Genomic DNA, 19,707 nt, shown 5'->3' with positions numbered 1-19,707 from the left:
CATTACCGCATGGGGAGACTTCAAGAGCGCGCCATCCCAGCGCGTCATCGCTTTCATGCATAAAGGCAGTCCGAAGTACTGGCCAACGCATCCACTGAGCTCACCGGAGTCCCAGTCAGCGGAACCTCGAATGATCGCTTGGAGGCGGTGCAGCGATGCCGTTCCTTACTCCGTGGCCTTCTATGGCATCGCTGTCTTGGCGATGAAACAAACGGAGGATCTTGATGGCGAAGTCGGAGTCCTGTTTCCGGAAAGTTTCATCGTTCCCCCGTCAACGCTGCCTAGGCATCCAAGTTCCGAGCACCGACCGATGCCGGCGACAGGCTACTTTTGGGTTTCATACAAGTTGATCTCGCAGCATCTAAGTGGTCTGGCGCATGAAAGCGATAGGCCCAAGTCCTCAAGCCAGGTATGGTCAAACCACCGTTCTACTGCGGGCAGTGCTGCACGAAACTCTGACGAAGTGGAACAATTCGCAGTCGCCGCGGATCGTTGCGATCAGCAGGACACATGCGTTCTTGCATGCCGTCGTAGCAAGTGCTTCGAAGGCGCCGCGCGAGGTTGTGCCCAATCCTGCTTTCGTAGGCTGTCGACGGATCCGATTGAGCGGGCGGAGTTATGGGCTTCGGGCGCGACCTGTCGACTCCCATCCAATAGACAATCCGGTACGGGGCCTGCTCGCTCCTCACCCCAAACGAGCTGATCGGTGGCCAAGCTCATCGAGTATGCCTTGTCTCTTGCGTGCTTGTCCAGCATCGCAGCCTTCGCGGCCCGGCCGACCGCGTTGAAACAACTACTGGCCATGGGCGCCTTCCTTGCGGCCGGTCTTCTGTTCTTGATCTGTCTGGGATGGGCACTGACGCGCGAGAAGGGTCGACGCCTGAGGGCAGCCATCGTTCCGGCGGCGGTGCTGGCGGTTGTACCGATCGGCATCGAACTCGGGCATGCGATCCGCGACTGGCAGTTCCAGCGCGACCTGCCGCGCTACCAGGCTGCGGCCGCCTGGGCCTCGACTTTGGCGGTGCCTGGCGAGACGGTGACCGTGCTGCCTCCCCCAGCAGCGTATGCGGACCTGACCTACGGGGTGCACATTACTCAGAACGAGACCTGCGGCTTAGTGGTGGACTTCTTCTGGGGCGGCGGCTTTCCGGTCAAACACACGGTCCGTCGCTACATTGCCGACCCTACGTCGATGGAGCGTAAGCCGTGCAGGGAGGGGTGGAGGCGGGGTCGGCAGCGGGCGGAAGGGTGGTTCGAGCTTGCGGATTGATCCGATGCCTAGTGCAATCAGTAAATCCGATCCGTCTAACCGGTCATTCGAGTCGATGCAGCTTCGCGCCTCGGTCAATTCATGTTCCAGGAGGCGATAGTGAAGTACGCGATCGGTCTGCTGGCTTTGTGCCTTTCCGGGTGTCTCCACACCGAGAGTGCGTCGATTCTCGTGGAGCCGGCCTCGGCTATGTTGGTGGAGGGCAAGATCCTCCGAGAGTCCGTGGGCGTCGAGACGCTCGGCGGAGTATTTACGCCGTTGCTGACCAAGGGCTGCGAGATTCCCTGCTCGCGATCCGAAACCTTCAGCACGGCGGAGGATGGCCAGAGCCAGATCCTCGTGCGCCTCTATCGTGGCAATACCCGTATGGTCAAAACAGCTCGATCTTTGGGGGAATTTCAGATTACGGGCTTTGCACCAGCGCGACGTGGAGAGCCTGCAATCGCCGTGAAGTTCGAGGTCGATGCCGCCGGGTTCACGCTCTCGGCAACGGATATCAAGGATAGCTCCCGGTTGTCCATTACTCAGATCGAGTAGGGTCAATCAGTCGTCGAACCCCTTGGGCAGCGCCAACCCCGAGGATCCGGCCACCACCTTGCGCAGGCTGGACACGGCCGCCGACGACAACGAGCGTTCCGCCAGCATCGCCGGGACCTTGCCGCCGAAGTCAGTCAGCGACACGTAAGTCAGGCGCGTCCCCGCGCCCGTGGGCGTCATGACCCACTCGCCATGCGAGCGCAACGCGATGCAGTCGGCCGATGGCTTCTTGCCTACGTAGTCCAGGGATACGAACTTAACCCGGATCTCGCCATTGCCCGGCGCGTGCCGTTCGAAGCGCATGGAGTAGCAGCGCTCGCTGGTGACCGGCGTGCTCAGCACGTCCGACCACACGGTCACGTCCCGCCCACGCTGGACGAAGCTGCGGCGGATGTTCTTGTTCTTCTCATCCAAGTATTTCCCGAACAGGTAGTCCGCGATGGCCTCCGGCGACGCCTTCAACAAGGTGCTGATACGCAGCTCTTCGTAGCGTGCCCCCGGAATACGCCGGCTCTCTATGCGGATGCCATCCTTCTCCTTGCTCAGCTGCCACTGCTGTGCCCGCGCCTCGCCGGCCAACCAGCTCACGGCGGGCAGCAATAGCAGGCACGCAAGGCTCCGGGCCATTCCACGAGGCGCTTTCGGTGCCCGTCGCGCTATTCGAGTGCGGAATGAATCCATGGCGGTCTCGCAGCGCTTGAGCGGTTCCGGCGATTCGATGCCAATCCCATGACAGGGGCAAGACAGTCGATGGCTCCCGCCCGGGCGCGGAGGACAATGACGCCGCCCCCCGTTCCGGCTACCTTTCGCTCATAGGCTTTGGGCAGGCATCCCCTGCCACCGATCAACCGTCGTGGAATCAACCCATGAGCAACGACAACCCCGCCTTCTGCGCCATCTACCGTTGGCGCCTGCACCCCGGGACCGAGCAGACCTTCGTCGAGGCCTGGTCGCGGGTGACCGATTTGCTGTTGCGCGAGCGCGGCTCGCTGGGATCGCGTCTGCACCGCGGGCCGGACGAACTCTGGTACAGCTACACGCAGTGGCCGTCGGCGACGGCCAGGGCCGAGGGGCTCGCGCTTCCGTCTGTGGATGCCGAGGCCTGGGACCGAATGCGCGCGTGCATAGCCGAGGGTCTGCCTGAATTGATCCTGGAGCCGGTGGCGGATTTTCTTGCCCCGCTTCGTCAGGGCGGAGAGCCTGGGAAATGATGCTGATGCTGTTTCATTGTCCAGGACACACAAATCCTTCAAGCCGCGAGAGCTGCCCGAGCGATGAACGACATCGAAGCCGTTAAGGATCGGGCCGAGGAGGCGCTCGCCCTAGGCAGGTACGAAGAGGCTGTTGCTGCTGCTTCTGCGCTCATCGAGGCTGGGGAGCCGTGGTTGCTCGACGGGCTCGTGAGGCGGGCGATGGCGCTCGAGCACTGGACGGACGGGCCGTCCGGCGGGTTGATCAACGCAGCAGACGATTGGCGGGCAATGATTGACATCGCACCAACTGCTGTTTCTTACCAGGGGCTTGCGCGCGTTCTACTCAAACTTGGGGATCGCGACGCCGCGTATAGCAGTTTGTTGAAGGCCGAAAGCAGGGGCGTAACGCCTGGAATTCTTCTCGGATACGCGCAGTACCATCGAACCTCTACTCCCCCGAACCTCGAAATGGCAAAGGCGTATTTCATGCGCGCGGCACTGCGAGGGCGCACCCGCGGGATGCGAGGCTACGCGGAGGTCGCCCAAGAACTTGACCAGCCATACTCCGCCGCGGCCATGGCTCTAATCGGATTGGTCGCCACACCCTGTCTTGCCTTGGTGCTCGGGGAGCGTCGGCACGCAGACTTCTGAGTGGGAAGTCGGAATGCGAGGTTGCAGCTGTCTGCCGACAGCCAGCGCCGTTTTCTGGAGCGCGCGGACGACGAGCTGGCCGCGGCGCTGCGTTGGGGCACCTTGGCGGCCAATGCGCGCTTTTGCCGGGAGCAGCCGGAGTTGGCGCGGCAGTTGGGTGGCGCCGCGGCGGACGGGGCGCGCTCGGGTCGCACGGGCAAACGCCAGCGGGGCGCGGCATAGGGTGCGGCGCGCCGAGGCGATTCCGCCGTCGCTGTTTCGCGACGGCGGAGTGTCGCTAACGAGGGCTTGTGATCAGAGCTCCGGTTCCGGGTCGCCGCCCCAGAACGGACAGCGGATGATCTCGACCGTCACATGGGCCGAGGTCACGCCCCGGTCCAGAAACGGCGGGGATCCGGGCGGGCAGTTTTCGTAAGCCCTGAGGCCCACCACTTCGGTCTTGGCCGCGGTCGAGTAGTAGGTGGCCAACGTGGTGTAGCCGTAGGCCGGGTAGGGCACGGCCCACGCCGCCACCGAGACCAACATACCCAACGTCGCTGCGGCGCCGAGCATCCATAGCCGGCGGTGGCCGGTTCGCTTCTGCGTCTTCATGCGCTCTCTTCTCCTTGAGATGTACGGCTTGGGGAGCCGGCCGTACTTCGGCCGTGCGTGCCTGCCGGGTTCCGGCGCGATCCGCGCTTGGCCAGTATCGGCCGCTTCCGATCCGCTATTCAATTTGCTGCAATGCCTCAGACGAGTGTTGCCTTGCGACCGAAGATAAATAGCGGCGATGCCGTGTGCGAAACGTTAGAGTTGCAGTTGCTGGCCGATGACCTCGGTTGCTGTCACTACTACGGCTGTATCCGGGCACCGCAATGGGCGCTTGACCGGATACCGGCTGCTGGAGTTCAAGGAATGAATGAGCTGATCGCCACGCTAGGGTCGAAGCCGGAGGCACCCGAGACGGCGTTTACCTTGGCGCCCTATTCATTGGCGGCGCATACGCAGGCGCCGTTGGAAGCAGGCATGGCGGCGGTTCGCTATCTGAGCGCGATAGCGCACGGCATTCAGCTGCAGCTGGATGCGCGCGGCACGATTCAAACCATCTTTCTGCACGGTGCCGGCAAGGACGATTTCAGTCAGTACGGCGGCGCGCTCGGGCACGGCCTTTCGTTCGCGTCGTCGCGTGCTGAAGTGGAAGCGGTGCTGGGCGCGCCGGATCGCGGGGCTTCGCCGGGGCGGACTTTGCTGGGCGCGCACGGCGGTTGGTTGCGCTACGACCACCCGACGCATTCCGTACACTTCAGTTTCGATGCGGCGGGTGGGCTGGCGTTGGTGACGATCCTGACGGCGGAGGCGCGGCCGAAATGACGCCGGAGAAGAAAGTTCATCCGTCCAGACGGGTGCAGATGCAAACGCGGTCGGGCTTGGGTGTTCGGCGCTCATGACGACATCTCGTGAGATCGAGTGCAGAGAGTTCGACTGGTTCGCGTTCGATCGCGACGGAAGTTTCGCGCTGTTCGCCACCGCGGGCTGCGGCGTGGTGCCGGATTCGGTGCGCGCCTCGGTGGGATCGCACGATGCGATCAGCGAGGCCGTGGAGGTGACGGGCTGGGGAAGCTCGGCGGTCTGGCAGAGCTATGCCCGGGTCGGCTTGTACGCCTACGACTGGTCGGATGCGGAAGGGCGCTATGTCCGAGTAGCGGAGCCGACCGCGCCGCTGTCTCCGGCGTTGGCGACGCGCCTGGCGGCCTGCCCGGACTTGCTTGAATTGGATTTGCGTTTTGTGCAAGCAGCCGGCATAGAGTGGGTAGAGGGCGGATCGCCCATTGCTCTGGCCGAACTGCCTGCGCCGCGTGTGGGGGGCGAGGGCCATAAGTCGGTCGCGGGCGCGGAGGCGTCCATGAGTCGCCTTACGATCTGGTTCTCGATTGCCCTGGTGGTGCTGGCCGCTGCGCTGGTATACGTGCAGTCGTGGCCCGTCGATCCGATGGGTCTGGTGGGGGCGGCTGGACCGGGGCGCTGCTGATGAGCAACATCCGGTTCCGGCACGCCTTCCTCGGCGTACCGCCTTCTTGGAGCCGTTGCTTGGGTCTGGTTCGTTCTCAACGCCAAGGAAACACGTCCAGGTCTCCGCGAGGCGATCGATGACTCAGCTATCGGCAGCCGCGGTGATGTTCGTGGACAACGTCGACAGGATCTCCGCGTTCTACAGAGGCGTTGCGGCCATGACGGTCGTGCATGCGGACGATGAACACGTGGTCTTGGAGGCGGCGGGCTTCCAGCTGATCGTCCACGCCATTCGGTATTCCGATGCCGGCGAGACGACCACTTATCCGCTCCGCGAAGACGGCTGCATCAAGCTGTGCTTGCCGGTTTCCGACATCGATACCGCACGTTCGGTGGCCGTGGGGCTGGGGGGCGAGCTGTGGCCGCCAGAACGCGAATGGCAGGCGCGCGGCGTGCGGGTGTGCGACGGGCGGGACCCCGAGGGCAATGTGTTCCAGCTGCGGCAGAGCGTGTCCTAGCGTTTCGCTTAAGCACCATCCCATGCGCGGCTCGGTCGCGCCCGAACTAAGGCCGGTCCCAATGCTGCATCACCTATCCATCGCCGTTTCCGACCTGCGTAAGGCTGGCACCTTCTACGACGCCGCACTCGGCGCCTTACGCTATCGGCGCGTGTTCGAGGACGACACCGCCATCGGCTACGGGCTGGTGGATGGCGAGGATCAGCTGTGCCTGAAGCTGCGGCCCGGTTCGGCGGCGCCGGGTCCCGGGTTTCATGTGGCGTTCGCGGCGCCGTCGCGTGCAGCGGTGGATCGGTTTCATGCGCAGGCCTTGGCGGTCGCGGGTACCGATAACGGCAAGCCCGGTCTGCGCCCGGACTATGGGCCTCACTACTACGCGGCGTTTCTGATCGATCCGGACGGGCACGCTATCGAGGCGGTCATCAACCACGCGTAATCGGCACCGATACGCTACCGCGTGAGCCCTGGAAAGCTGCATGAGCGATGCTCATCGCCGCAGAAGACTGGCATGATGGCTGAAACTAGCGCGTGCGCCGTCTAGTGGCGTGCCTTAGCACCTGTAGTCGGTGACATGGTCAATCTCACGACGAACCAGCGCAAGAACTTGGTCATTGCCGCTGCCACTGTGCTGGTTATTGGATTCAGCACCTGGATCAGCTTGGACCCAAAACAGTACTTCTTCTACGGCGATGAAGACAGGGCGCAATGGGAGCATCCGACGGGCCATTTCCTGATCTTTTGCGGCTTCTATTTGCTGGAAGCCCTTTTCTTGGCGAAGGTCATAAAGCTTGGGGCCCGCCTGTGGCCTCGTATCTTGCTCGCGGCGGTGCTGTTCTTGCCTTGGGCTGCGTTCTCGTCGTTTTTCGCCCTACACGCGCCGGGGTACATGATGGTCCATATCCTGTGGACATGGCTGATTTCGGCAGTGCTGGTGCTTATCTTTGTCGGGTCGGCGGTGCGGCACTTGTTCAATAGCTTTCGAGGCAGCCAGGGCGGCGTTTAGCGAAGATGTCCTAGCTAGGTTCTGGTCGAGACTTCTTCAGTACTACAGGGGATCGCAATGCTTGTCAGAGGCTGCTTGCTCGTGGTGCTAGTGGGGATGAACGCTCCATCGGCGATCGCCCGCGGGAAGGCTTTCCCTGCCCTCGACCCTGCCAGTTGGGAAGGGGGTCTCTCCCGCTTTGTCCAGCCCACGCCGGAGTGCAAGGGCGGTACGGTCGAGCAACTCGGAAAGCGTATGGATGTCTCTGAGCCGTACCTGGCGGAGGCGTTCGAAAAGGCGCACGCCACGACGATCCCTTTCAAACGCGAACTCGCGCCTGTGGATCGGATTCATTCCTTCAGTTTTCGATCCGAACAAGCCGGGGCGCCCTATTGGGGCTTCGACGGCTATCTGGTGGCACGTGGCAGATGTGTTATCCACGCCGAGATCACGAACTACGACAACTAAGGTGGAAGCACCTTGGCGCAAGCGCAGCGAGCCGCATCGCGGCCCGCTGCGCCCTATCGCTTATCGCCCCGACGGCGCCGGATACGCACGCGGCAAACCGTTCTCCGGACGCAGGTAGCGGTCGCGCAGTTCGGTCTGGCGGCTGCGCATTTCGATGGCGCGGCCGTTCATCCATACCTGCAGGGCGACGCTGCTGACTTCCAGCGGGTCGCCGCTCCACAGCACCAGGTCGGCGCGGTGGCCGGGGGCGATGCTGCCGAGTTCGGCGGACACGCCCAGGGCTTCGGCCGGTACGCGGGTGAGGCCGGCCAGGCCGTCGGCCCAGGGCAGGCCGGCGGCGACGGCGTTACCGGCGAGTTGGCGGACCTTGCGGGCGTTGTGCGAGGCGTCGCCGCTTTGGCTGAAGCCGACGGCGACACCCGCGGCGCGCAGGCGCGCGGCGTTTTCCATGCTCGCGCCGATCTGGTCGAAGTCGCCGGGCAGATTGGCCAGCGGGTCGACGAACACCGGCACCTTGGCTGCGGCCAGTTGCGGTGCGAGCTTCCACGCCTCGGCGCCGCCAGCGATGGCGATGCGCACGCCGTGGCGCGAGGACCAGCGCAGCAGCTGGCGGATGTCGGCGGCGCGGTCCACGCCCACCATCACCCGGCCGCCGCCGTCGAGGTAGCGCGCCAGGGTGGCGCGCCCGGCCGGCGTGAGCAGGGCGGCGTTGGCGTCGGGACCGATGCGGCCGCGCGCTTCGGCGATCAACTGGTCGAGGATCATCCATTGCGCCGCGCGCGAGTTGCCGCTGAGGCCGGAGGCGTCGCCGCCCAGCTTCACGAACAGCACGCGTGCGCCGGTCGGGTCGGGGCCGCCGTCCAGGCGCATCACGCCGCCTTGGCCGGCCACGATCGAGCCGCCGGTGGCGGTGCCCGCGCCCAGCAGGGTCCAGCCGATGCCTTCGATGCGGGTGACCGGGATCAGCACCGACTCCGGGTTGTAGGCCAGGGTCACGTCGAACTCCGGACGCACCGTCATCTGCTTGGTGTCGGCGCCCAGGGCCAGGGTTTCGTCGACGGTGGATTTCTCGCCGGAGACTTCCTCCAGGCCGATCTCGGTGATGCCGCCGAACAGCGTGGGCGTGAGCGGGCGGCCCTCGGCCTCGATCACCTGCGCGCCGGCCGGCGCCTTCAGGCCCTTGCCGATCGCGCGCACCTGGCCGTTGCCGATCAGCACGTCGGCGCCTTGCAGGCTGCCCTGCGCGGTGGCGGTGTGGACGGTGGCGTTGCGGATCAATACGTCTTGCGCGAACGCGGCGCCGTGCAGGGCGAAGCCGCAGGCGAGGAACAGCGTGGCGCAGCGGCGCAGCAGGCCACGGCGCGGGGAGGTAGCGCGGCTCACGGCGCACCTCCGGCGGCGCGTGCGCCCTGGCCGAGCAGGAAGTCCGAGGTCGGCTGGCGGTTGCGGTCGTTGCGGTCGTAGATGCGCGCGCCGTCCACGTAGACCTGTTCGGCCTTGGCGTAGACGCTGAAGGGGTTGCCGTTCCACACCACCACGTCGGCCATCTTGCCGGTCTCCAGGGTGCCGGTCTTGTCGAGCACGCCCAGCGACTTGGCGGCGTTCTGGGTCAGCCAGCGGATCGCGCGCTCGGGCGGGATGTCGATGCCGGCCAGCTTGGCGTGCGCCATCACCTTGGCCGCTTCCTGGTTCAAGCGCTGGATGCCTTCCTGCGAATCCGAATGCACGATCGCGCAACTGTTCTGCGGGCGGTCGACCAGGGCGATGTTCTCCTGGATGCCGTCGAAGGCTTCCATCTTGAAGCCCCACCAGTCGGCCCAGAGCGCGCCGCACACGCCTTCGGCGGCCAGGCGGTCGGCGATCTTGTAAGCCTCCACGCCATGGTGGAAGGCGCTGACCTTGAAGCCGAACTCCTTGGCCAGGTCCAACATGGTCGCCATCTCGTCGGCGCGGTAGCAATGGATGTGGACCAGGATGTCGCCCTTGATCGCGCCGGCCAGGGTGTCGAGCTTGAGGTCGCGCTTGCCGCCGGCGTCCTTGTCGCTGTCGGCGGCGGCGCCGTTGCCGTTGGACGAGCTCTGCCACCAGCTGCGCTTCTTCTTGGGCTGCTCGGCCTTGGGGGTGTTCTTGCGCACGTACTCGCTGGCGTCGATGAAGGCGGCGCGGTAGCCGGCGACGTTGCCCATGCGCGTGCCCGGCGAGGTGTTGCGGCCGCCGTAGACGCGCTTGGGGTTCTCGCCGCAGGCCATCTTCAGGCCCCAGGGCGCGCCCGGGAATTTCATCGCCTGGTAGGTCGTGGCGGGCACGTTCTTGAGGGTCACGCCGCGGCCGCCGATCAGATTGGCCGAGCCGGGCAGCACCTGCAGGGTGGTGATGCCGCCGGCCATGGCGGCGGCGAAGCCCGGGTCCTGCGGCCAGACCGAGTGCTCGGCCCAGACGTTGGGGGTGACCGGGCTGGTCATCTCGTTGCCGTCGCTGTGGGCGCTGACGCCGGGGCTGGAGTACACGCCCAGGTGCGAGTGCACGTCGATCAGGCCGGGGGTGATCCACTTGCCGGTGGCGTCGACGCGGGTGGCGTCGGCCGGCGCGTCCAGGCCGGTGCCGACCGCGACCACTTTGCCGTCCCGCATCAGCACGTCGGCGTCGTCCAGGCGCTGGCCGGTGCCGGTCAATACGGTCGCATGCTGCAGCAGGACCGGGCCGGAGGCGACCGGGCGGTAGGTGCTGGGATACGGGTCCTGGGTGAAGCGCGAGCCGGCGGCGGGCGCGGGCGGGGCCGCGTGCGCGGCGCCGACCAGCAGGGCCAGGCCGCAGCCTGCCAGCAAAGGTCGAAGCATGGTGGTTTCCCCAAAGTGACGGCAAGGTCAGCCCCGAACCGTAGCGGCCGCCTTGGGCGCCGCCAACCCTGACGATAGTCATGGGCGGTGCGACAATGGGGGTACAACAACTAGAAAAAGAGGCGGGCGACCGTGAAAGACAAAGAACAAATCGTCGAAAACTGGCTGCCGCGCTACACCGGCGTGCCCCTGGATCAGTTCGGCCAGCACGTGCTGCTGACCAACTTCGGCGGCTACCTGCACACCTTCGCCCGCCTGACCGGCGCCGAAGTGGTCGGCCTGGACCGGCCGATGCCCAGCGCCACGGCGGACGGCATCACCATGATCAACTTCGGCATGGGCAGCCCGAACGCGGCGACCATGATGGATCTGCTGTCGGCGATCATGCCGCAGGCGGTGTTGTTCCTGGGCAAGTGCGGCGGCCTCAAGCGCAAGAACGAACTCGGTGATCTGGTGCTGCCGATCGCGGCGATCCGCGGCGAGGGCACGTCCAACGACTACCTGCTGCCGGAGGTGCCGGCGCTGCCGGCGTTCGCGCTGCAGCGCGCGGTCTCGACCATGATTCGCGACCTCGGCCACGACTACTGGACCGGCACGGTCTACACCACCAACCGCCGGGTCTGGGAACACGACCAAGCCTTCAAGGAGCGCCTGCGCGCGATGCGCTGCATGGCGATCGACATGGAAACCGCGACCATCTTCGCTGCCGGCTTCGCCAACCGCATTCCCTGCGGCGCGCTGCTGCTGGTGTCGGACCAGCCGATGATTCCGGAGGGCGTGAAGACCGAGGCCTCGGACGCGAAGGTCAGCGCGGAGTATGTGGACAATCACATCAACGTTGGTATCGAGGCGTTGAAGCTGATCCGTCGCCACGGCAAGTCGGTGCGGCATCTGCGCTTCGACGAGTAGTCGCTAAGCCGACGTCCTCGCGACGCCGCAGGGTGCGGTGAGCTGTAGGCGAACCGCACTGTTGCGATGTGGCGGGCGCTTGCGGGAAAGCAAATCCCCCTCAATCCCCCTTTTTCAAAGGGGGAGGCCGGAGATGTGCGGATGCGGTGGCGGCTGTAGGGTGCGGTGAGCTGTAGGCGAACCGCACCGTTGCGATGTAACGGGCGCTTGCGGGAAAAGCAAATCCCCTCAATCCCCCTTTTTCAAAGGGGGAGGTAAGTGCGTTTGGGGCAGAGGCTTGCGGCTGTGCTCCCTCCTTTAACAAAGGAGGGTTGGGGAGGATTTGCTTTGGCTCGCACGCTCCGGCCATGCCTCCGCGATCCGCCCGCCCGGCCCCAGGGTTTTTCCGCGGCACCACCGCCACCCCTGAGAAATCAGCGTTCAGCAACCTGATCTGCGACCGCAAGCACGCGACATCGCACCCCCTGAGACCCCTGTCGCGCACACTGGCGTCCAGCATCGGGACACCACCATGGAACAGGTCATTTACCTACTTATCGGCGCCGTACTCACCTGGTCGTTTTATTTCGTCCAGCGTCGGGTCGAGCGCCGCAACACCGTCGACGCGATCGAGCGCGGGCAGAAGCTGCTGGCGCTGAAGCAGGGGCTGGACGGTAGCAACACCAGCCTCGACGATCTGCGTCGTTTCGAAACGCGCCTGATCGGCAAGGCCGAGACCGCCGCGCGCCTGGCCGACAACTATTTCAGCAAGGCCGAGGAAGTCGCGCGCCAAAGCGACGACGACGGCGTCAGCCAGGACGACATGAACCGCCAGGCGATCGTCGAGTTCGAGCAGGTCGATGCGCGCCTGCGCGGGCTGGTCGAGCACCTGCGTCGCCAGCTCGATGGCGACGGCCGCGCCACCTTCGAGGAGGCGCATCGCGCCTGGCTGTCGTTTCGCGAGCGCTACGCGCGCTTCATTTCGCAGTCCTACTCGACCGGGCCGATCCGGCCGCTGATCCACGCGGTCACGCTAGAGAGCATCACCACGGCCTGGATCACCGAGCTGGAAACCCAGCTGGGCGACGACAGCCTGTAGGCGCGGAACGCTGCGTTGTGGGGTTTCGTGCGCGGCGTACGCGGGGGCTGCTAACGTGCGCAGCCTGACCTTAATGCGAGATCTTCCGTGACCGAACCCACCGCTCAGGACGTCGTCGATTTCTGGCGTCAAGCCGGCTATCAGCGCTGGTTCGATCGCAGCGATCATTTCGACGCGCAGTGCCGCGCGGGCTTCCTCGAAGCGCATTTCCGCGCCGCCAGCCGCCGGCACGACGATTGGATGCAGCAGGGCGAAGTCGGCGCGCTGGCGCTACTGATCCTGCTCGACCAGATTCCGCGCAACGTGTTCCGCGGCAGCGCGCATGCCTACGCGACCGATCCGCTGGCGCGCATGTACGCGAGCCAGGCAGTGGCGCGCGGCGACGACCGGCGCATCGAGGCCGGACTGCGTGCGTTCTTCTATCTGCCGTTCGAGCATTCCGAGGCTATGGACGATCAGCGGCGCTCGGTCGAGCTGCACTGCGGGCTGCCGGTGACCGAGGACATGCCGGATCCCAGCCAATGGGCGGTGCAGCATCTGCAGATCATCGAGCGCTTCGGCCGCTTCCCGCATCGCAATCAGGCCTTGGGGCGGGAGAGCACGGTGGAAGAGCTGGCCTATCTTGATAACGGCGGGTTCAAAGGCTGAGCGTCGCTGCCGCAGCGATGCCAATCGCCAGCGCTGTCTGTGGCAGCGGCACAAGCCGCGATTTCGTCCTAGTCGGAGCGACGCGATCGCGGCTTACGCCGCTCCCACAGAGAGCAGATCGCGTTTAGTCGAGCCTGGCTTTGGGGTAGGAGCGGCGTAAGCCGCGACCGCAACCTTCGGCCGCCTGCGCAGGTCGCGGCTTGCGCCGCTCCTACCCCAAGGCAGGGCCCCAAGCCTTTTGTGGGAGCGGCGTAAGCCGCGATTGCGTCACTTCGGCCGCCTGCGCAGGTCGCGGCTCACGCCGCTCCTACCCCAAGGCAGGGCCTCAAGCCTTCTGTGGGAGCGGCGTAAGCCGCGATTGCGTCGCTTCGGCCGCCTACGTTGGTCGCGGCTTGCGCTACTCCTGCAAGGCGTCGTGCGCGTTTAGCCTGATCGGGTCGAGCGGCGCAAACGAAAACGGCCGCGGAATCCGCGGCCGTTTTCGTATTCATGCGATACCGATCAGTAACGCGGAATCGTCGCGTCCACGTCGGCCCAGGCCTCGATGCCGCCTTCGACGTTATAGATCTCGCGGAAACCGCGCTGACGGAAATGCTCCGCCGCTTGCGCGCTGCGGCCGCCGTGGTGGCACAGGAACGCCAGCGGCGCATCCTTGGGCAGGCCTTCCAGCGCTTCCACGCCGGCATCGAAACTGTCGTAGGCCACGTTGACCGAGGCCAGCGCGCGCTCGTCGGCCGGGCGCACGTCGATCAGGCGCAGCGCGCCGTCGCGCACGCGCGCCTGAGCGTCGGCGGGCGAGATCGCGCGCACGGTCGGCGGCGCGTTCGGGTTGGTGATCACCAGGCCGCGGCCGCGTTCGTCGTCGGCCCAGTCGATGCTGACGCCGTCGGCGCGACGGGCGTTGACCCAGTCGGTCTGCACGCGCACGCCGTCGGTTTCCACCGCGACCGCGTTGCTGTCGATCGGCGCCAGCTGCAGGCGCACGTTGTGGCGCGCGTCCACTTCCAGCTGCACCGCGTAGCCGTCGCCGGCGTTGGCGACCGCGTCGCGCAGCATCTGCGCGGCGGCCGGGCTGATGCTCAGCTTCGGCGGGCTGCGGTCCGGCGCGGGCAGGCCGAGCACGCCGTGCAGCTCGCCGCTGCCGGCCATCTGCTCGATGATGTCGCTGCCGCCGACCAGCTGGCCGTCGATGTACAGCTGCGGGATCGTCGGCCACTCGCCGTACTGCTTGATGCCTTCGCGGATCTCCGGATCGGACAGCACGTCGACGTGGGTATAGCCCTGCGGCAGCAGCGCGTTGAGCGCGCCGGAGGCCTTGGCCGAGAAGCCGCATTGCGGCGCGTTCGGGGCGCCCTTCATGAACAGCACGACGCGATTGGACTGGAGCAGGGTTTCGATGCGCGTACGCAGCGCGGGGTCGAGGGACATGATGGGACGCCGGACGTGAGGTTCCGGCGACATGGGGGCGGGCGGTCCGTGCCGCAAGGCCCGGGCGGCGCTCCGCTAAGATGCCGCTCATGAGCATGACCGCCCCCCACCGAATCCCGCGCCGGCCCTGGGCCGCGGTCTGGGCGTTCGGCGCGTCGCAGCTGGCGGTGATTGGCGTGTGGTGGGTCTGGGGTTGGCAGGCGGGGTTGGCGGCGATGCTACTCAGCCACGGCCTGATGTTCTGGGCCACGCTGCGCCCGCAGTCGCGCCTGTTCAGCCCGGTGCTGTCGCGGCTGGAGACGGATCGCCGCGAAGTCTGGCTGACCATCGACGACGGCCCTTCGGCCGAGACGCCGGCGATGCTGGATCTGCTGGACGCGCACGGGGCCAAGGCGACGTTTTTCCTGGTCGGACAGCGCGCGCAGGCGCGGCCGGAGTTGGTGGCCGAGATCGCGCGACGCGGGCACGGTATCGGCAATCACAGCCATTCGCATCCGTCTGCCTGGTTCTGGGCGCTGCCGCCACGGCGGATGGCGGCCGAGATCGCCGAGGCGCAGGCCAGTCTGAGCGCGCTGTCGGGGCACCCGCCGCGCTGGTTCCGCGCGGTGGTCGGCATGGCCAATCCCTTCGTCGCTGCGGCCTTGCGCCGTCACGGTCTGGCACGCGTGGCCTGGTCGGCGCGCGGTTTCGATGCGGTGGCCGCGGACCCGCACAGCGTGCTGGCGCGGATCGAACGCGATCTGGCGCCGGGCGCGATCGTGCTGATGCACGAGGGCGCGGGGCACGGGCGCAATATCGAGACCATGCGTCTGTTGCTGGAGCGGCTGCGCGAATTGGACTATCGCTGCACGCTGCCCGAGCCGGTCTAAGGCCTCGCGCTAGCCCTTGTAGGAGCGGCGTGAGCCGCGACCGCGCAGGTGGCCGAGAGACGCGGTTGCGATTTGCGTCGCTCCTGCCCCAAGGCGGTGCGTTTGCTCCTACCCAAGACCATGCGCTGGATTTCTGTGGGAGCGGTGCGAGCCGCGATTTCGATGTGGTCGAAGTTGCGCGATCGCGGCTTACGCCGCTCCCACAGGAAGCCCTGGAAGCCCTGGAAGCGTAGGAAGTACTGGGGCGAACCTAGCCGCCGCCAAGCTACTCCGGCTTCGCCGCCACGATCCGCCAGTTGTTGAACGGTGTCTTGCCGAACAGCGGCGTGAACTCCACCGCCAGGCCGGCGTCGCGCAAGCGCGCGCGCAGCTCGTCGCCGTTGGGGTAATAGCGCGGCATCGCGTTCATCCAGCCGACCACGCGCGAGAACACGTCGGTGATGCGGGTGACGCGGGCGCGGCCGGTGCCGTCGTCCAGGCCGGTGCGGATCACCAGGCGTGCGCCGGGGGTCAGCATCGCGATCATGGCGTCGATCGCGCGCGCTTGCGCGGCGGGCGGGATGAACTGCAGCACGTCCAGCATCACCACGCTGCCGCGATGCTCGGGCACTTCGCGCGCCAGGTCGACGGTGTCGAAGCGCGCCTCGTGCAGGCCCGCGCGCGCGGCGGCGCGGGTGGCGCGACGGATCTTGCCGGCGTCGCTGTCGACGCCGCGGTAGGGCAGCTGGATGCCGTCGGCATACAAGGTGTGGGCGAGCAGTCCGAGCCCGCAGCCCAGGTCCAGCAAGGGCGCGCGGCTGCCGCGCAGGGCCGCGCTCACACCGGGGTAGAGCGGGTCGCTGCCCAGCTTGGCGCGGCTGTAGTAGTAGTCCCAACGGTTGCCGAGCGGATGCTCGGGCAGGAAGGCGCGCGCGATCCGCAGCGCCTGTCCATTGGCCATCGCTTGTGCCGCTTCGTTCATTGCTTCCTGCTGGCTCCGCTGGCGGTGGGTCCGCGGACGCAGTGTGGCATTGCCGTCGGCCGCGATGGAAATCGCGTGTCGCGCAGGCTCAGCGACCGCCGTCCGCCAGCAGGCGCCGCGCCACCGGCAGCGCGCGTTGCGTCCAATGCGTGTACATCGCCGCCGATGGGTGCAGGCCGTCCTCGGCCAGCATCGCCGCCTGCGCGCCGAGCTCGCGCGAGACCGGGGTGATATCGACCCAGGCCACGCCGTGACGCTCGCAGATCGCGCGCGCGGCCTCGTTGTAGGCGTCGATCTCGGCGCCGATGGTGGCGCTGCCGCGCGCGTCGCGCTGGCCGAACGCGGTCACGCCCCAGTCCGGGATCGACATCGCCAGCACGCGCTGCGGGCGATCGCCGGCATAGCGGATCGCGCGTTGCAGCAGGGCGCGGTACTCGCCGACGTAGTCGGCCACGCTGCGCGCGCGGTACTGGTTGTTGACGCCGATCAGCAGGCTGACCAGCTCCCAGCGCCCCAGCGGCTCGGCCGCGTCCAGGGCCGTGCTCAGCTCGTCGGTGGTCCAGCCGGTGGTGGCGATGATGCGCGGCCAGGCCAGGGTTGCGCCTTCGTCGCGCAGGGCGCGCGCCAGCTGCACCGGCCAACGCCCCGCTTCCTCGACCGCTTCGCCGATGGTGTAGCTGTCGCCCAGCGCGAGGTAGGGCTGCAAGGGCAGCGGCACGGCCACGGCGCGACTCAGGCCACGGCGGCGCGGCTGGCCTCGGCCGCGCGCTCGGCGTGGCGGTCGAGCACGCGCTCGATGCGGTGGAAGACTTCGCGCAAATCCTCCGGCTGCGGCAGCAGGGTCACGCGGAAGTGATTGCGGTAGGGCACGTTGAAGCTGGAGCCCGGCACCACCAGCACGTCTTCGGTTTCCAGCAGTTCCAAGGCGAACTTGTGGTCGTCGAAGCCCTGCGCGGCCGGACCGACCACGGACGGGAACGCGTACAGCGCGCCGGCCGGCGCGACCAGCTCCAGGTGCTTGCTGGCGTCCACGGCTTCGATCACCGCGCGGCGCGCTTCGTACAGGCGGCCGCCCGGCGCGCACAACGGCGCGATGGTGTCCTCGCCGTGCAATGCGGCTTCGATCGCGAACTGGCCCGGCACGTTGGCGCACAGGCGCAGCGCGCCCAGCAGGTCCATGGCGTGGTGGAAATCGCCGCTGGCGACCGGGTCGCCGGACAGCACCGCCCAGCCCACGCGCCAGCCGCAGGCGCGGTGGACCTTGGACAGGCCGCCGAAGCTCAGGCAGGGCAGGTCGCCGGCGATCGGCGCGACCGGGGTGAACTGGGCGCCGTCGTACAGGATGGAGTCGTAGATCTCGTCGCACATCAGCAGCAGCTTGTGGCGCGCGGCGATGGCGACGATCTTCTCGATCAGCGCGCGCGGATAGGCGGCGCCGGTCGGGTTGTTGGGGTTGATCAGCACGATCGCGCGGGTGCGGCTGGAGATCAGTTGCTCGATCTCGTCCGGGTCGGGCAGGAAGCCGTTCTCGGGCTGGCAGCGGTAATAGACCGGGCGGCCGTCGTTGAGGATGGTCGCGGCCGACCACAGCGGGTAGTCGGGCGAGGGCAGCAGCACTTCGTCGCCGGGATTGAGCAGCGCGCGCAGGCTGAGGTCGATCAGCTCGCTCACGCCGTTGCCGACGAACACGCGCTCGGGCGAGGCATTGGGCGTGCCGCGCTGCTTATGGAAAGCGGCGATGGCTTCGCGCGCGACCGGCAGGCCTTGCTGATGGGTGTAAGGGTCGGTGTCGGCGATGCGTTCGGCGATCGCGCGTTGCAGGTGCTCCGGGGCGCGGAAACCGAAGGCGCCGGGGTTGCCGATGTTGAGCTTGATCTGCTTGCGGCCCTGGGCCTCGAGTTCGCGTGCGCGCCGGGCGAGCTCGCCGCGGATTTCGTAACGGACTTCGGACAGGCGTTCGCGGGTCTTCAAAGGGGGCAGGGACATTGCGGGGCGGTGTTTTGAGCGGAATACCCGCCAGACTAGCCGAATCGGCGCGCCGAAACAGCCGCCGCCGCACGCCGCCCGGGGCCGCGTTTGTGCGCGGCGTTGCGGTCCGGACACGCGATCGGGCGACCCGCGGTGCGGTGCGCCGCGCCGGCCTATGTAGAATCCGGCCATGCACAGCCTGCCCAACCCGTTTTGACCCCCGAGCTCGCCGCGCTGCTGGCGATCGGTTGGCCCCTGCCAACCGGCGAGACCTTGCCGACCGAACCCAGCTGGCGCGAGGCGCTGGCGGCCCACCCCGAGGCCCGTCCGGTGCGGGTGGTCGAACAGCACCGCAGCGGTTATGTGGTCGCCGATGGGCCGGAAACCGGTTTCCCCGTCGAATCCCTGCCCGAATGGCAGCGTCCGCGCTTCCCGCCCGAGCAGCGCCCCGGCGTCGGCGACTGGGTCCTGATCGAGGGCCCCTCCGGCGGTAACCAGAAGATCGTCGCCCTGCTACCGCGGCGCACCGCGATCAAACGCGGCGCGGCCGGCGAGCACTACAAGCAGCAGCTGATCGCGGCCAACGTAGACACCGTCTTCATCGTCTGCGGCCTGGACGCCGACTTCAATCCGCGCCGGATCGAGCGCTACCTGCTGCTGGTCGGCGGCGGCGCCGAGCCGGTGATCGTGCTGACCAAGTCCGACCTGGCCGATGCCGCCGACCCGGACACCCTGCCCGAGGCGATGGCCACCCTGGTCGAACTGGCCGCGCAGAACATCGCCGTGCGCCCGGTCAACGCCAAGGATCCGGACTCGGTGGCCGCGCTCAATCCCTGGCTGCTGCCGGGCCGCACCGCGGTGCTGGTGGGCTCCTCCGGCGCCGGCAAGTCCACGCTGACCAACACCCTGCTGGGCGTGGAGCGCATGAAGACCGGCGAGGTGCGTGCCAGCGACGACCGCGGCAGGCACACCACAACCCACCGCGCGCTGATCCCCTTGCCCTCGGGCGCATGCCTGATCGACACCCCCGGCATGCGCGAGCTCAAGCCCACCGGCGAGGAAAACGTCGCCGAGAACTTCGCCGACATCGAAGCCCTGACCGAGCAGTGCAAGTTCCGCGACTGCTCGCATGCACGCGAACCGGGTTGCGCGGTGCGCGCGGCGATCGAGGCCGGCAAGCTCGACCCGCAGCGTTTCGCCAATTATCTGAAGCTGCGCGACGAGGTCGCCGGTGCCGCCAACAAGCTCGCCACTCGGCGCGTGCAGAAGTCGCAGGAGAAGGTCCTGGGCAAGGCTTTGAACAAGCGTTTGGACGATAAGTACGGGAAGCATTAGATGGCGTGCGCCGCTCGGCTGTGGAGCAAACCCCCCCAGCCCCCCTTTTCCAAAGGGGGGTATCCG

24 protein-coding genes are annotated in these 19,707 nt (G+C 67.0%); 16 read left to right on the top strand and 8 right to left on the bottom strand.

Annotation, left to right across the window (positions count from 1 at the left end):
- The first annotated feature begins 706 nt into the window (after positions 1-706).
- Together ASD69_RS16955 and ASD69_RS16950 are read left to right on the top strand one after the other, a co-directional pair.
- On the top strand, positions 707-1,270 hold the full coding sequence (locus ASD69_RS16955; RefSeq protein ID WP_056180995.1) for a hypothetical protein: 564 nt from the start codon (positions 707-709) through the stop codon (positions 1,268-1,270).
- 99 nt (positions 1,271-1,369) lie between these two features.
- Positions 1,370-1,807, top strand: coding sequence for an Hsp70 family protein (locus ASD69_RS16950; protein WP_162250668.1), 438 nt, complete (start codon positions 1,370-1,372; stop codon positions 1,805-1,807).
- 6 nt (positions 1,808-1,813) lie between these two features.
- On the opposite strand, the gene ASD69_RS16945 is transcribed toward ASD69_RS16950, so the two are convergent.
- A complete protein-coding gene (locus tag ASD69_RS16945) occupies positions 1,814-2,395 on the bottom strand; it encodes a hypothetical protein (RefSeq protein WP_157499267.1) in 582 nt (193 codons plus the stop codon).
- A 278-nt stretch (positions 2,396-2,673) separates the two neighbouring features.
- On the opposite strand from ASD69_RS16945, the gene ASD69_RS16940 reads away from it, so the two are divergent.
- The 3 genes from ASD69_RS16940 to ASD69_RS16930 all read left to right on the top strand — a co-directional run bounded on the left by ASD69_RS16940 (position 2,674) and on the right by ASD69_RS16930 (position 3,873).
- Positions 2,674-3,018: an antibiotic biosynthesis monooxygenase gene (locus ASD69_RS16940; protein WP_056180986.1), complete on the top strand. Its 345-nt coding sequence runs from the start codon at positions 2,674-2,676 to the stop codon at positions 3,016-3,018.
- A gap of 63 nt (positions 3,019-3,081) precedes the next feature.
- Positions 3,082-3,651, top strand: coding sequence for a hypothetical protein (locus ASD69_RS16935; RefSeq protein WP_056180984.1), 570 nt, complete (start codon positions 3,082-3,084; stop codon positions 3,649-3,651).
- A 21-nt stretch (positions 3,652-3,672) separates the two neighbouring features.
- On the top strand, positions 3,673-3,873 hold the full coding sequence (locus ASD69_RS16930; protein WP_056180980.1) for a hypothetical protein: 201 nt from the start codon (positions 3,673-3,675) through the stop codon (positions 3,871-3,873).
- Between the two features lie 72 nt (positions 3,874-3,945).
- Here the strand turns inward: ASD69_RS16930 and ASD69_RS16925 are convergent, their stop codons facing one another.
- On the bottom strand, positions 3,946-4,242 hold the full coding sequence (locus ASD69_RS16925) for a hypothetical protein (protein ID WP_056180977.1): 297 nt from the start codon (positions 4,240-4,242) through the stop codon (positions 3,946-3,948).
- Positions 4,243-4,545: 303 nt separating this feature from the next.
- On the opposite strand from ASD69_RS16925, the gene ASD69_RS16920 reads away from it, so the two are divergent.
- The 6 genes from ASD69_RS16920 to ASD69_RS16895 all read left to right on the top strand — a co-directional run bounded on the left by ASD69_RS16920 (position 4,546) and on the right by ASD69_RS16895 (position 7,608).
- On the top strand, positions 4,546-5,001 hold the full coding sequence (locus ASD69_RS16920) for a hypothetical protein (RefSeq protein ID WP_056180974.1): 456 nt from the start codon (positions 4,546-4,548) through the stop codon (positions 4,999-5,001).
- 73 nt (positions 5,002-5,074) lie between these two features.
- The gene (locus ASD69_RS16915) at positions 5,075-5,659 is read left to right on the top strand and encodes a hypothetical protein (RefSeq protein WP_056180970.1); all 585 of its coding nucleotides are present in this window, start codon (positions 5,075-5,077) and stop codon (positions 5,657-5,659) included.
- A gap of 118 nt (positions 5,660-5,777) precedes the next feature.
- Positions 5,778-6,158, top strand: coding sequence for a VOC family protein (locus ASD69_RS16910; RefSeq protein ID WP_157499265.1), 381 nt, complete (start codon positions 5,778-5,780; stop codon positions 6,156-6,158).
- Positions 6,159-6,180: 22 nt separating this feature from the next.
- A complete protein-coding gene (locus ASD69_RS16905) occupies positions 6,181-6,594 on the top strand; it encodes a VOC family protein (protein ID WP_343123761.1) in 414 nt (137 codons plus the stop codon).
- 135 nt (positions 6,595-6,729) lie between these two features.
- Positions 6,730-7,161, top strand: a complete 432-nt coding sequence (locus tag ASD69_RS16900; RefSeq protein WP_056180961.1) for a hypothetical protein — start codon at positions 6,730-6,732, stop codon at positions 7,159-7,161.
- Between the two features lie 96 nt (positions 7,162-7,257).
- The gene (locus ASD69_RS16895; RefSeq protein ID WP_157499263.1) at positions 7,258-7,608 is read left to right on the top strand and encodes a hypothetical protein; all 351 of its coding nucleotides are present in this window, start codon (positions 7,258-7,260) and stop codon (positions 7,606-7,608) included.
- Between the two features lie 60 nt (positions 7,609-7,668).
- On the opposite strand, the gene ASD69_RS16890 is transcribed toward ASD69_RS16895, so the two are convergent.
- Complete coding sequence (locus ASD69_RS16890) at positions 7,669-8,958, bottom strand: amidohydrolase family protein (RefSeq protein ID WP_235567257.1); 1,290 nt, start codon at positions 8,956-8,958, stop codon at positions 7,669-7,671.
- 29 nt (positions 8,959-8,987) lie between these two features.
- Positions 8,988-10,445: an amidohydrolase gene (locus ASD69_RS16885; RefSeq protein WP_056180955.1), complete on the bottom strand. Its 1,458-nt coding sequence runs from the start codon at positions 10,443-10,445 to the stop codon at positions 8,988-8,990.
- Positions 10,446-10,577: 132 nt separating this feature from the next.
- On the opposite strand from ASD69_RS16885, the gene ASD69_RS16880 reads away from it, so the two are divergent.
- The 3 genes from ASD69_RS16880 to ASD69_RS16870 all read left to right on the top strand — a co-directional run bounded on the left by ASD69_RS16880 (position 10,578) and on the right by ASD69_RS16870 (position 13,080).
- Positions 10,578-11,354: an AMP nucleosidase gene (locus tag ASD69_RS16880; protein ID WP_056180952.1), complete on the top strand. Its 777-nt coding sequence runs from the start codon at positions 10,578-10,580 to the stop codon at positions 11,352-11,354.
- A gap of 511 nt (positions 11,355-11,865) precedes the next feature.
- Entirely contained in the window at positions 11,866-12,432 is a 567-nt protein-coding gene (locus tag ASD69_RS16875; RefSeq protein WP_056180948.1) for a lysozyme inhibitor LprI family protein, read from the top strand.
- A gap of 87 nt (positions 12,433-12,519) precedes the next feature.
- A complete protein-coding gene (locus ASD69_RS16870; protein ID WP_056180946.1) occupies positions 12,520-13,080 on the top strand; it encodes a DUF924 family protein in 561 nt (186 codons plus the stop codon).
- Between the two features lie 501 nt (positions 13,081-13,581).
- Here ASD69_RS16870 and grxD read toward each other — a convergent pair.
- Complete coding sequence (gene grxD / locus ASD69_RS16865) at positions 13,582-14,508, bottom strand: Grx4 family monothiol glutaredoxin (RefSeq protein WP_056180943.1); 927 nt, start codon at positions 14,506-14,508, stop codon at positions 13,582-13,584.
- 95 nt (positions 14,509-14,603) lie between these two features.
- Between grxD and ASD69_RS16860 the strand changes: the two genes are divergently transcribed.
- The gene (locus ASD69_RS16860; RefSeq protein ID WP_056181297.1) at positions 14,604-15,377 is read left to right on the top strand and encodes a polysaccharide deacetylase family protein; all 774 of its coding nucleotides are present in this window, start codon (positions 14,604-14,606) and stop codon (positions 15,375-15,377) included.
- Positions 15,378-15,642: 265 nt separating this feature from the next.
- Here the strand turns inward: ASD69_RS16860 and ASD69_RS16855 are convergent, their stop codons facing one another.
- The 3 genes from ASD69_RS16855 to ASD69_RS16845 form a co-directional block, all read right to left on the bottom strand.
- Positions 15,643-16,317 (bottom strand): methyltransferase domain-containing protein, encoded by a 675-nt coding sequence (locus ASD69_RS16855; RefSeq protein WP_056180939.1) that lies wholly within the window; start codon positions 16,315-16,317, stop codon positions 15,643-15,645.
- Positions 16,318-16,426: 109 nt separating this feature from the next.
- A complete protein-coding gene (locus tag ASD69_RS16850) occupies positions 16,427-17,062 on the bottom strand; it encodes an SGNH/GDSL hydrolase family protein (RefSeq protein ID WP_235567250.1) in 636 nt (211 codons plus the stop codon).
- 8 nt (positions 17,063-17,070) lie between these two features.
- The gene (locus tag ASD69_RS16845) at positions 17,071-18,324 is read right to left on the bottom strand and encodes an aminotransferase class I/II-fold pyridoxal phosphate-dependent enzyme (RefSeq protein WP_056180937.1); all 1,254 of its coding nucleotides are present in this window, start codon (positions 18,322-18,324) and stop codon (positions 17,071-17,073) included.
- 195 nt (positions 18,325-18,519) lie between these two features.
- Between ASD69_RS16845 and rsgA the strand changes: the two genes are divergently transcribed.
- Entirely contained in the window at positions 18,520-19,641 is a 1,122-nt protein-coding gene (gene rsgA, locus ASD69_RS16840) for a ribosome small subunit-dependent GTPase A (protein WP_056180933.1), read from the top strand.
- Positions 19,642-19,707: the final 66 nt, after the last annotated feature.

Source organism: Lysobacter sp. Root604 (assembly GCF_001427505.1).
Lineage (GTDB): Bacteria > Pseudomonadota > Gammaproteobacteria > Xanthomonadales > Xanthomonadaceae > Lysobacter.
The sequence above is the reverse complement of the archived record's forward strand: the minus strand, read 5'-3'. Positions and strand labels throughout refer to the sequence as shown.

Bases quoted from the DNA above. Each gene is read 5' to 3' on its own strand.
- ASD69_RS16900 (WP_056180961.1), top strand. From the start codon at position 6,730: ATGGTCAATCTCACGACGAACCAGCGCAAGAACTTGGTCATTGCCGCT.
- grxD (WP_056180943.1), bottom strand. From the start codon at position 14,508: ATGTCCCTCGACCCCGCGCTGCGTACGCGCATCGAAACCCTGCTCCAG.
- ASD69_RS16920 (WP_056180974.1), top strand. From the start codon at position 4,546: ATGAATGAGCTGATCGCCACGCTAGGGTCGAAGCCGGAGGCACCCGAG.
- ASD69_RS16895 (WP_157499263.1), top strand. From the start codon at position 7,258: ATGAACGCTCCATCGGCGATCGCCCGCGGGAAGGCTTTCCCTGCCCTC.
- ASD69_RS16860 (WP_056181297.1), top strand. From the start codon at position 14,604: ATGACCGCCCCCCACCGAATCCCGCGCCGGCCCTGGGCCGCGGTCTGG.
- ASD69_RS16885 (WP_056180955.1), bottom strand. From the start codon at position 10,445: ATGCTTCGACCTTTGCTGGCAGGCTGCGGCCTGGCCCTGCTGGTCGGC.
- ASD69_RS16915 (WP_056180970.1), top strand. From the start codon at position 5,075: ATGACGACATCTCGTGAGATCGAGTGCAGAGAGTTCGACTGGTTCGCG.
- ASD69_RS16845 (WP_056180937.1), bottom strand. From the start codon at position 18,324: ATGTCCCTGCCCCCTTTGAAGACCCGCGAACGCCTGTCCGAAGTCCGT.
- ASD69_RS16935 (WP_056180984.1), top strand. From the start codon at position 3,082: ATGAACGACATCGAAGCCGTTAAGGATCGGGCCGAGGAGGCGCTCGCC.
- ASD69_RS16905 (WP_343123761.1), top strand. From the start codon at position 6,181: ATGCGCGGCTCGGTCGCGCCCGAACTAAGGCCGGTCCCAATGCTGCAT.
- ASD69_RS16855 (WP_056180939.1), bottom strand. From the start codon at position 16,317: ATGGCCAATGGACAGGCGCTGCGGATCGCGCGCGCCTTCCTGCCCGAG.
- ASD69_RS16940 (WP_056180986.1), top strand. From the start codon at position 2,674: ATGAGCAACGACAACCCCGCCTTCTGCGCCATCTACCGTTGGCGCCTG.
- ASD69_RS16875 (WP_056180948.1), top strand. From the start codon at position 11,866: ATGGAACAGGTCATTTACCTACTTATCGGCGCCGTACTCACCTGGTCG.
- ASD69_RS16910 (WP_157499265.1), top strand. From the start codon at position 5,778: ATGACTCAGCTATCGGCAGCCGCGGTGATGTTCGTGGACAACGTCGAC.
- ASD69_RS16925 (WP_056180977.1), bottom strand. From the start codon at position 4,242: ATGAAGACGCAGAAGCGAACCGGCCACCGCCGGCTATGGATGCTCGGC.